Origin of the sequence: Tepidanaerobacter sp. GT38, assembly GCF_021991635.1 — a bacterium.
In the GTDB taxonomy this organism is placed as follows: Bacteria; Bacillota; Thermosediminibacteria; order Thermosediminibacterales; family Tepidanaerobacteraceae; genus DTU063.
Map to the genome: position 1 here is coordinate 1 of NZ_JAFFJA010000029.1, position 9,064 is coordinate 9,064.

General features: G+C 40.4%; 7 protein-coding genes. 1 reads left to right on the top strand and 6 read right to left on the bottom strand.

Going from position 1 to position 9,064, the window contains the following annotated elements; genetic code table 11:
• Positions 1–264: 264 nt before the first annotated feature.
• The 6 genes from JT739_RS05415 to JT739_RS05440 form a co-directional block, all read right to left on the bottom strand.
• A complete protein-coding gene (locus tag JT739_RS05415; RefSeq protein WP_237660087.1) occupies positions 265–420 on the bottom strand; it encodes a hypothetical protein in 156 nt (51 codons plus the stop codon).
• Positions 396–1,295 carry a class II aldolase/adducin family protein gene (locus tag JT739_RS05420; RefSeq protein ID WP_237660088.1) on the bottom strand — a complete coding sequence of 300 codons (900 nt, stop codon included), beginning with the start codon at positions 1,293–1,295 and terminating at the stop codon, positions 396–398. Before JT739_RS05420 ends, JT739_RS05415 begins: the two co-directional genes overlap by 25 nt.
• Before the next feature lie 556 nt (positions 1,296–1,851).
• A complete protein-coding gene (locus JT739_RS05425; RefSeq protein WP_237660089.1) occupies positions 1,852–3,024 on the bottom strand; it encodes an amidohydrolase in 1,173 nt (390 codons plus the stop codon).
• Positions 3,025–3,049: 25 nt separating this feature from the next.
• Positions 3,050–4,225: an amidohydrolase gene (locus JT739_RS05430; protein WP_237660090.1), complete on the bottom strand. Its 1,176-nt coding sequence runs from the start codon at positions 4,223–4,225 to the stop codon at positions 3,050–3,052.
• Between the two features lie 110 nt (positions 4,226–4,335).
• Positions 4,336–5,532, bottom strand: coding sequence for a hypothetical protein (locus JT739_RS05435; protein WP_237660091.1), 1,197 nt, complete (start codon positions 5,530–5,532; stop codon positions 4,336–4,338).
• Positions 5,533–5,569: 37 nt separating this feature from the next.
• Positions 5,570–6,862 carry a serine dehydratase subunit alpha family protein gene (locus JT739_RS05440; RefSeq protein WP_237660092.1) on the bottom strand — a complete coding sequence of 431 codons (1,293 nt, stop codon included), beginning with the start codon at positions 6,860–6,862 and terminating at the stop codon, positions 5,570–5,572.
• A gap of 441 nt (positions 6,863–7,303) precedes the next feature.
• Between JT739_RS05440 and JT739_RS05445 the strand changes: the two genes are divergently transcribed.
• Positions 7,304–9,037, top strand: coding sequence for a sigma 54-interacting transcriptional regulator (locus JT739_RS05445; RefSeq protein WP_237660093.1), 1,734 nt, complete (start codon positions 7,304–7,306; stop codon positions 9,035–9,037).
• Positions 9,038–9,064 lie beyond the last annotated feature (27 nt).

The following is a 9,064-nucleotide window of genomic DNA, read 5'->3' on the forward strand; positions in this document are numbered from 1 at the left end:
CACACTTAAAGTTATATACCCAAAAAATGAATTACCAATATATTAGGCTCGATACTCTTCCAACAATGAAAGAGGCTCAAGCTCTGTATACATCATTAGGATTTTATGATATTGACCCATATGTATACAATCCAATTGAAGGAACAAGGTATATGGAGCTAAAAATAAGAGATTAATTTCTTGCATTGCTAATGTATGGGCCGACTTTAGTCAGCCCATACATTAGAATTAATAAAAGATTCATCAGTTGTCCTTAAGTTTAAATTATTCTTCCGACAATTTGGAATACTTCTTAAGATAAATAAATCTCATCAGTGCGCACTCAAAGGTTTTGAGAGGAGTGGGCTCTCCAAAGAGGGAAGCTGTAAAATAGGCAATGCAGTTTTTCTTTAGTATCATGCTCGCTGCTTCTGCATCCATTTCATTTTTCCCCCAACACAATGCGCCGGAGTTTTTATAAATACTGCGGAAGAGTGGGACAGGGCTTTAGATATCAAGCTTTTATTGTTTTCCACAATAGAAGCCTTTAAACCGATTATTTGAGCGAAATCATCCAGATATGGTCTTAAGGGCTTTGTCATGTGGGAATAGCGTATAACGTCTGGGTCGGTATTTAACACCACATATCCGCCTTTTTCCGCCAGTATGGACTTTTTTGCTTCTTTAAGCAGTGAGGGAATCGGTGCAGTATCATCGATGGGTTCACTTGGGGACAAACCATCTTCTCTGGACTTTGTGTCAATAAAGTCCCTGCATATATCTTCCAGGTCATAAGCGGTTTTCAAGGTGCTGTCATAATCCTTTCCATAGCATAGTGCACCGTGATTCTTTAATATCACCGCATTTGACTTCGACTGACCTAAGGTCTCACTCACATTCTTCCGGAGGGCTTTTGTACCCGGAAGGGCGTATTTGGCACAGAGGACTTCTCTTGAAAAGGTGGGTGTGACTTCAGGAACTGGTATGGCGCCCAGCCCAGCAGCAGAGAGAGCAGAAGCCTTTTCCTGATGGGTGTGCACCACGAAATTTATATTGGGAAACTGCCGGTACACCTCTGCATGGATGCCTTTTTCAGAAGAGGGCTTAATGGAGCCCTGATAGCTTAAATCTGAAATGCTTACCTCCACAATATCTTCAGGCCTCAATGTAGAATAGCTCCTGCCGCTTGGAGTAATTACAAAGGTTTTATCATCGATGCGGCAGCTCACATTTCCCCAGGTCCGGGCAATGAGGCCGGAGTTTACAAGTTCAAATCCAGCCTTTATGACCAGATGTTTTGCCTTTTGCCTATCCATAAAATTCCTCCTTTTGTCAAGTCTTTTAGGCCGCATTAATCATCCTCCAACAATTACGAGAGGTTGTTAGCTTCATATGTTTTTATTAAGATATAATACATAGAATACTATTATTGTATTTTACCATTTCTGGAGGAATCAATCTATACAGGTCCAAAAGTTAAACTGAATAAGCAGCCTAACATTAGGGAACTGCCAGCATTTATCTTTTTATTTGGCCGTGCAATCAATCCATAGCAATAATATCCGGGGGTCAGATAAAACTCCGACATCCGATGATTTAAATACCTTTTGCCAGTACAGTAGCTCCAATTGAGCCTGTATAACGGGAGCATAGGCTTTCTATAGATATTTTCAAAAAATGGTTTGAAAATAAAAGCTGCATAACAGTGCAAAAAGTGACTGAAATGCCTGATAAAGAGATAAATAGCATAGAGTGAAAAAAGTTAAAGAAAGCAGGGCTCATAAGGACAAAATTAAAAACTGTAGGAGCGACGGTTTAAGTCAGCCCCTACAGTTTTTAATGTAAATCATTTACAGCGTTATACGAACTCTGCTACTTGTTCTCATTTAGGAAATCATAGGCAAACTGTGCGGCAAGAGCAGAACCCATATGCAATTTGCTCTCGTCAACATCAAATTTGTCATTATGATTACTGTATATGGTTCCTAGTTTCTCATTGTAGCATCCGATAAAACCGAAGAAGCCAGGAACTTTTGCCATCAGGTGGCAAAAATCTTCAGCACCCATGATCCTTTCAATGGAGGCCAGGCAATCTTCACCGTAGAGTTTTACAGCTGCATCGTGAGCTATTCTATTGAGATTATCATGTTCATTTATAATTGGATCCGTCACATAATTATACTCTAATTTTGCATTTACTCCAAGTGCTTTTGCAGTGTATTGAATAATATTATTCATTTCATTTTCAATGGCGTTTCGGGCTTCCTTTGAAAAAGCCCTGGTGGTGCCTTCCATTTCTACATGATTAGCGATAATGTTGAAACGTTGGCCGCCGTTCATGGTGCAGACTGATACAACAACAGGGTTAAGAGGGTTATTTTTTCTGCTTACATATGTCTGGAGATTCATAACTATTGAAGCGGCAGCAAAAATCGCATCTTTGCCAAGGTGAGGGGCTGAACCATGTGAAGAAACACCATCCACAGTAATCTTGAATGTATCACAGGATGCCATTCTCTCGCCTGGCAGCAAGCAAAACTTGCCGGCTTCCACTCCAGACCATATGTGTGTACCGTAAACGGCGCTTACATCGTCGAGATAACCTTTTTCAACATAGTACTTTGCACCATAGCCTACTTCCTCACCGGCCTGGAATAAAAGTTTTACGTTTCCATGAAGCTCGTCCTTTAAGTCCATAAGGATTTTAGCTGCCCCAAGCTGCATGGCTATGTGACAGTCATGGCCGCAGGCGTGCATATTGCCGTTAGTGGATGCAAAGGGCAGGCCAGTCTTCTCTTCAACAGGCAGTGCGTCTATATCGGCTCTTAACATGACCGTTTTTCCTGGTTTGCCTCCCCTTATGAGCCCTATGACGCCAGTATAGTCAGGGAATGTAGTAACTTCTATACCCATCTTTGTAAGCTCATCAACCAAGGCCTTAGTAGTATTATATTCCTTTAAGCTAAGTTCAGGATTTTGATGAAAAAACCTTCTTTGCTGGATTATATAATCACTGTACTTTTCTGCAAGTTCTTTAATCGTCATTTTTTATACACCTCGTTACTGAATATTATTTTGCCTTTTCCTTAAGAAAATCATATGCAAACTGAGCATAAAGAGCTGAACCTCTATGAAGTACGCTCTCATCCACATCAAACTTGTCATTGTGGTTGGAGTAGACAATTCCCTTTTCCTTATTGAGAGCTCCTATAAATCCGTAGAAGCCTGGAACTTTCTCCATCAAGTATGCAAAGTCCTCAGAACCCATAAGTTTAGGCATAGTAACAAGACTTTCTTCACCGTAAAGCTTGACAGCAGCATCGCGTACAATCCTGTTGATATCTTCATGATCATTGATAACAGGGCCCGCATAATAGTAATATTCCAGTTTCGCTTCGCAGCCGAGAGCTTTGGCAGTGTTTTCAATAATTTCCCTTAATTCACTTTCAAGAGTGGTACGAAGTTCACGAGAGTAGGTCCTTATAGTACCTTCCATTTCTACATTATTTGCAATAATATTAAACCTTTGTCCACCTTTTATGGTTCCAATGGAAATGACAAGGGGATTGAGAGGATTGTTTTTCCTACTTACATAACTCTGCAGATTCATAACGATTGAAGAAGCAGCTATAATGGCATCCTTTCCAAGATGTGGAGCAGATCCATGAGCAGACTGGCCGGTGACAGTGATTTTAAAATTATCAACGGAAGCCATTCGTCCGCCAGACTCAAGGTTCATAAGTGGAGCATCGAGTGTTCCCCATATGTGCATTCCCAATATTGCGTCTACACCGTCTAAAACACCATTATCCGCATAATATTTCGCGCCATAGCAGGATTCTTCTGCAGCTTGGAAAAGAAGTTTTACGTCTCCTTCCAGTTCATCTTTCATATCAACAAGGATTTTTGCGGCTCCCAACAGCATGGCTATGTGACAGTCATGGCCGCAGGCGTGCATATTGCCGTTGGTTGATGCAAAGGGTAGACCTGTTTTTTCCTCTACAGGAAGTGCATCAATATCAGCACGGAGCATGACGGTTTTCCCAGGCTTTCCACCCTTTATAAGTCCTACAAGGCCATTATAGTCCGGGAATGTAGTAACCTCTATACCCATGCTTTTCAAATCCTCAGCTATAGCTTTTGTAGTCTTGACTTCCTCAAAGCTAAGCTCGGGAATGGTGTGATAAAATCTCCTGCGCTCAATAATATAGTCATTGTACTTTTCAGCTAATTCCCTTATCTTCATAATGTTAACTGCACCTCTCTTATAAAATTTACACTTTGTAAGTCAACCCGAGCAGCATCTATTAGCACGCCCGGGTTGGACTTAAAGCTTATAAATAGTATTCTAAAATATTAGAACATGTTAGCAAATACACCAGCGATTATAACAGATGTAATTGTAACTGTAATAAAACCACCAACTATCATCATTGGGAGCATCTTGCCTATTAAATAATCATGCTCTTCAGGAGTTTCTGCTAAAGCTTTTACAGCTTCCTGAGTCAGTATGTAGTTGGGTGGGAAGCCATATAGTGCAGTAAGTGATACTGCAAAAGCCATATTCCAGCTTACGCCAAGAATTTTTCCTGCAATAATTGAAGTAAGAGCCATACCGGCGACACCAATTATAATGATGAGCACCATAGGTCCAACTATCTCGGCAAGCATTGCAGGAGTTGCATCCTTGAGGCCTGAGAAGACGTAAATCATAAGAACATACATTAAGAATCCATAAGAATTAGCCTTGTTGAGTGAATCCTTATCGAGGAAACCAATCTCTGTAAATGCAATACCTACTATCAGTGCCCAAACTGCTTGGCTTAATCCAGTCCATTTTCCAAGCAGGCTTGCAATATAAGCTGAAATCATCAACTTTAACAGTATAAATGCGGTAGTTGAATACTTGTCAGGTACGGGAGGTATAAGCTTTTTCTTCTTAGATTCTTCCACCTTCATGTTTCCGGCAGAACTGTCAACCTCTCCCGCTGCAGCAACTTCAACTTCGCCGCTGCGGAAAGCAGCCAGAAGTTTTTTTCCTTCCTTTTTAAGCATTACTGCTGTAAGAGGATAGCCTGCAAATCCCTGCATAACATACATTGCGATAGCAAGCACTGATGCTGCTATCAGACCTTTTTCTGCAGCAGCTTGCTGCATTACTGTGGCAGCAACTATACCACCGGTAAGAGGAGGTAGGCCAGCTATAACAAAGTCCCTTCCAACAAGTGGAATACAAATAAACCAGCAGAATGCTACCATGCCTGCAAGGCCGGCTAGTGTAATGACTATGACTTTCCACTGCTCAAGAAGCTGTTTGATGCTGATAATTGTGCCCATGTGTGTGATACAGAGCATAACGGCTAAGGTTCCTCCTAGAGGGGCGCCTAAACCAGCCAGTTCTACGATGTCCTTCGGGAAGAATGTCCAGTATCCAATTAAGAACAGGCAGGCTGTGACGAAACAAGATGGAATCCATGCCTTTGATTTTGTTCCTACGAACTCACCAGCATAGTAAACAACGGCGAGAACGAGGAATGCTACGATGTTACTCATAAATAATTCCTCCTATATATAGTATATTTATGTTTTGCTACACACATTTTTGTAGCATAACATCTAGAATAGTGCTGTCAGTATTGTTCATCCCGTCGCTGGAAACTTTGGCGAGATTCATTACTGTTTTTTCAGCCGTCTCACCCAGTATCCCATCGTCTGATGGGATGTAGATACTCTTCAGCGCCATAATGGAGGCATCTACAGCTGCATCTACTGCCACTGAAACTTTATAAGAGCAGCCGAGCTTTGCTCCATCGCAAATCATTCCAGAAATACCGGCTACCATATTGTTTATGGAACCCTTTACCTGTTCTTTACTTCCGCCCATCAAATAGGTAAGGCCGGCAGCACATCCAACACCTGCTGCAACACCACAGCCACAAACAGGAGATAAGGTTCCAAGGTAAGCCTTGACAAATATTGTCACCAGGTGGCTTAAGGCTACAGAGCGAATTATCTTTTCCTTAGGGATATTCATACCAGATCCAATGACAGCTATGGGAATAACAGCCACAAGGCCATGGTTCCCTGAACCAGCACTGCTCATAACCGGAAGCAGGTACCCAGACATTCTGGCCTCTGAAGCTGCGGCGGTAAAAGCCTTAGCTTTAGAGAAAATGTCATCGGCCTTGTCATAAAAGCATTTACCTATCCCTTTGCCTAAGTCTTCACTAATGCCAACATTGGCGATGCGCATATTCATATCAATACCGTCTTGTATAAATGCCAGGTTCTCTAATGCTACGTTGTCTGCAAAGTCAATAAGGTCATTGAAAGTAAAGGCCTTAATCTTATACTTAATGTCTTCATTATGAGATTCGCTCTCAGCAACATTTTCTGTTCCGGGAATATCACAATTGTATAAGATTTTATTATTTTTACTCTCAAATACAATATTTGTATGACTATTCTTAATTGTCACACAAGCCCTGTCAGTCTCTCCAAATGCTTCTACATTAATATACAGATTATCAGCCTTTTCATCCAGAGTCAACCTAATAATCTTGGAATCTACAATTTTCATGGCAGCTTTTATGCTCTCATCTGTTACATCTCTTAGAACTTCTAATTGATACTCAGATTTTCCGATAACCAGGGAAAGAGCTGCCGCGAAAATTATACCCCTTTCATTGGTTCCTGGTATTCCTACTCCCATTCCGTTTTTTAAAATATTCTTGTCTACTTTAATTTCGAGACTTTTTACTTCAGCGCCAAGCAATTCCTTAGCGCGGGCTACAGCATAGGCGACAGCTCCTGGTTCTGTGCATCCCAGGGCTGGTTTAACTTGATTCTTAAGAATTTCAATCAGAAGCTTATCATTTTTCATATTTATTACCTCCCATTTATTATAACAGCAAGTTTCATGCCAAAGTATCTTTTATGTAATAAAAATTAGAAAAATTTTTTTATCTTTCATTATGGGGAATATGAGACAATTGGTACCACTAATTTCAACATATAGCACAGATATTGCTATTATTGCTGTATATAAAACTTTTGCTTAAAAATCTCATTCACTACGCAGTGTAAATAATTAGCTTTAATTATCAAATTTGATAATTAAAGTTTCAAAATATAAGAGGCTCGTCCATAATATGAGTTGGTAAAAAATATTTATCAAAAAGGATAAGCATTTATCAAATTTGATAATTAAATGCAACTGAAGAAAAACCAATCCTTTGTCAGGTATAAATATGTTAAAATTAATTATATAATCACATATTTGCAATAGGTATGCTCTTTTTACTCGTTGAAAGGATGTGGAAAAATGAGCTTTTTAAGGAGCATCAAGAATGAACTTCAGCATATTATAGATGCCATGCATGCGGTAACAAGTATAGATATAACGATTGTGGACGAAAATATGGAAAGGATTGTGGCCACAGGTATACTCAGGGAAGGCGTAGGGAAAAAGGCTCCAATTAATTCAGTGTTTCACCGATGCCTTACCACCGGACAGCAGTATTTTATAGAAAAACCTACAGTCGATTCAATGTGTATTAACTGCACCAATCACACTAACTGCAGAGAACTTGCAGAGATGTGTATTCCCATAAAGTTTAACGGTGGAATCATAGGCGTTTTAGGAATGTGTGCCTTTGACGAGCAGGCTCGGCGAAACCTTATAAGCAACAAAGAAAGCTATATTAAATTCGAAAGTCAGCTTGGAAATATCATATCTACCATGCTCAACGAAAGGGAATTCGGCATGATGCTGGAGTACCGGTCTTCCGAGCTAATCACTCTCATAAACTCCCTGAATGAAGGGATAATTATCATGGACAACAATAAGGATGTGATTACGACAAATAAATACATAGTGGAAAAGCTGCATTTAAGAACTGACCGTCCCTCCCCCATAAAAAGCATTCTGCCGCCTAAAGCCTATGAAAAGCTGGCGTCCAGGGACTTCTGTGGAGAAATTGGTCCCGTAAATATCAACGGCTTTGAGTTTATAATTAACGCAAGTCCTATATTGATTAAAAATGAGAAAAAGGGAATTATCCTTGTTTTCTCTGACTTTAAAAAAATGAAGGAATCCGTATTGAATTCTAGCCGCAGTAAAAATCTCGTAACCTTTGACCATATACTTGGAGAAAGTGAAGCTCTGGTATATGCACGCCAGCAGGCAATTCAGGTAGCACAAAGCGACGTTTCGGTGCTTCTCATGGGAGAAACGGGCACAGGTAAGGAGGTCTTTGCAAGGGCAATACATGCGGCCAGCCAAAGGAAAAATAACATCTTTCTGCCCATTAACTGCGGTGCTATACCGGAAAACCTTATAGAAAGCGAACTTTTCGGGTATGAAAAGGGCTCTTTTACCGGTGCAAGCGCCACAGGCAAGCTCGGGAAATTTGAAATTTGCAAAGATGGGACCCTGTTTTTAGACGAAATAGGCGACCTTCCCTATGCAATGCAGGTAAAGCTGCTTCGGGCTTTAGAGGAAAAGGAAATAACCAGAGTCGGCGGGCATACTCCAATCAAAGTCAACCCGAGAATAATCTCTGCTTCCCATAAAGACTTAAAAGCCATGGTTGAAGAAGGCTCCTTCCGGGAAGATCTGTTTTACAGACTCAATGTAGTTCCAATTCAAATTCCTCCACTTAGAGAGAGAGGATACGACATAATAATATTATCCAGATATTTCCTAAAACATTTTTCTAAAGCTTACAATAAGGATTTAAAGGGATTTACAGAGGAATGCGAAAATTATCTTATGAATTATTCATTCCCAGGCAATATAAGGGAGCTTCGCAATCTCATTGAATACGCGGTTATCTTTGAAGAAAACAGTCTTGTGGGAGTAGGGAATATTAAGAAAAAGATAGGCCGCTCTGCAGAGCAAAAACACCAGACCTTGGAGGAAATGGTAAAAGCCTATGAAAAGAGGGTTATCGAAAACCACCTTCAACGTTTTGGAAGCAGCCTGGAAGCAAAACGTGAAATAGCCAGACAGCTGGGCATAAGCATAGCTACTCTTTATAGGAAATTAGAATCATAATGCAGCACAAAATAAAACTATATTCAT

What these genes read in the sequence shown, in the direction of transcription:
- JT739_RS05435 (WP_237660091.1), bottom strand. Translation starts at nt 5,532, where the DNA reads ATGAGTAACATCGTAGCATTCCTCGTTCTCGCCGTTGTTTACTATGCT.
- JT739_RS05420 (WP_237660088.1), bottom strand. Translation starts at nt 1,295, where the DNA reads ATGGATAGGCAAAAGGCAAAACATCTGGTCATAAAGGCTGGATTTGAA.
- JT739_RS05430 (WP_237660090.1), bottom strand. Translation starts at nt 4,225, where the DNA reads ATGAAGATAAGGGAATTAGCTGAAAAGTACAATGACTATATTATTGAG.
- JT739_RS05445 (WP_237660093.1), top strand. Translation starts at nt 7,304, where the DNA reads ATGAGCTTTTTAAGGAGCATCAAGAATGAACTTCAGCATATTATAGAT.
- JT739_RS05440 (WP_237660092.1), bottom strand. Translation starts at nt 6,862, where the DNA reads ATGAAAAATGATAAGCTTCTGATTGAAATTCTTAAGAATCAAGTTAAA.
- JT739_RS05415 (WP_237660087.1), bottom strand. Translation starts at nt 420, where the DNA reads ATGGATGCAGAAGCAGCGAGCATGATACTAAAGAAAAACTGCATTGCC.
- JT739_RS05425 (WP_237660089.1), bottom strand. Translation starts at nt 3,024, where the DNA reads ATGACGATTAAAGAACTTGCAGAAAAGTACAGTGATTATATAATCCAG.